Here is a 1,323-nt window from a genome sequence, read left to right as displayed (position 1 = left end):
TAGACACAGATTGTTATAATAAAAATATCAACTATAACGAGGTGTGTCAGGATGGCAAGAGGTAACGGCAATCGATACGAAGAGGCATTTAAAATTGAAACAGTTAAGTATATCAATGAAAACCATAAGTCTGTAGCTCAAGTTGCTAGAGAAGTGGGGGTCAATGAAAATACTTTATATAGCTGGTTGAAGAAATACGGCCAACAACCAGAGATTAAAGCTGTAAAATCTTTTTCCTCAGAATCAGCTGAATTAAGGGCCCTTCAGAAAGAAATTCGTGATCTACAGGAGGAGAATGAAATTTTAAAAAAGGCGATGCACTACTTCGCAAAAAGCCCTCGGTAAAATATGAATTCATTCATGAAAATCGCTCCCAATTCCGAGTGGAGAAGATGTGCAGCGTTCTGGGAGTTTCTAAAAGTGGTTACTTCAAATGGTTAAAACAACCGATAAGTAACAGGAAGAAACAACACGAGAAATTATCACAAAAGATTTTACAGACCCACCTAGAATTCAAGCAACGTTACGGCAGTGTTAAAATTGCTAAAACGCTCAATAGTCGTGGCGTAAAAGTAAGTGTGCGTACGGTCTCACGTATTATGACAAAGAACCAATGGAAGTCTTGTATAGTCAAAAAATACAAGGCTACGACCAATTCGAAACATGCACATCCAGTAAGTGAAAATGTCTTAAATCGACAATTTAAACCTTGTAAACCAAACCAAGTGTGGGTAACGGATATAACTTATATCCCGACCAATGAGGGCTGGTTGTATTTAGCAAGTGTAATGGATTTATATTCTCGTAAAATAATAGGTTGGGCAATGGGCAAAACCATGACAAAGGAATTGGTTATCTCTGCATTAAAGATGGCTTACAAGCGTCAAAAACCCGGAAAAGGTGTTATTCATCATTCAGACAGAGGTGTTCAATATGCTTCTTCTGAATATCAAAAGCTATTAAAAAAATACCATATGGTTGGTAGCATGAGCCGAAAAGGAAACTGTTATGACAACGCTTGTATCGAGTCCTTTCACGGTATTCTTAAACGTGAGCTAGTGTATCAAATAAAATATAAAACTAGAGAAGAAGCGAAGAAATCATTGTTCGAATACATCGAGTTCTTTTACAATTCAAAGCGGATCCATTCAACGTTGGGATACTATACGCCGAATGAATTTGAGCGAATGTATAGAAAATCTGCAGCTTGATTTTACCTTCATAAAAAAGTTTAAATCGCACTTTATTTAAACTTTTTTATGAAGGCAACCAAGCGAAAGCGCGGTAGAAAAATCTGTGTCTATTTTCTTGACGTAGTATCAA

The 1,323-nt window shown here is 36.7% G+C and carries 1 protein-coding gene; it reads left to right on the top strand.

From position 1 onward, the window contains the following. Positions 1–51: 51 nt before the first annotated feature. A protein-coding gene (locus tag AN964_RS25190; protein WP_200915597.1) for an IS3 family transposase occupies positions 52–1,211 on the top strand; the annotation gives its coding sequence in 2 pieces (ribosomal slippage) (positions 52–313 and positions 313–1,211; 1,161 coding nt in all). The last annotated feature ends 112 nt before the right edge of the window (positions 1,212–1,323 follow it).

Source organism: Heyndrickxia shackletonii (assembly GCF_001420715.1).
GTDB lineage: Bacteria > Bacillota > Bacilli > Bacillales > Bacillaceae_C > Margalitia > Margalitia shackletonii.
Note: the sequence above shows the minus strand (reverse complement) of the source record. Positions and strands in the feature narration are given on the sequence as shown.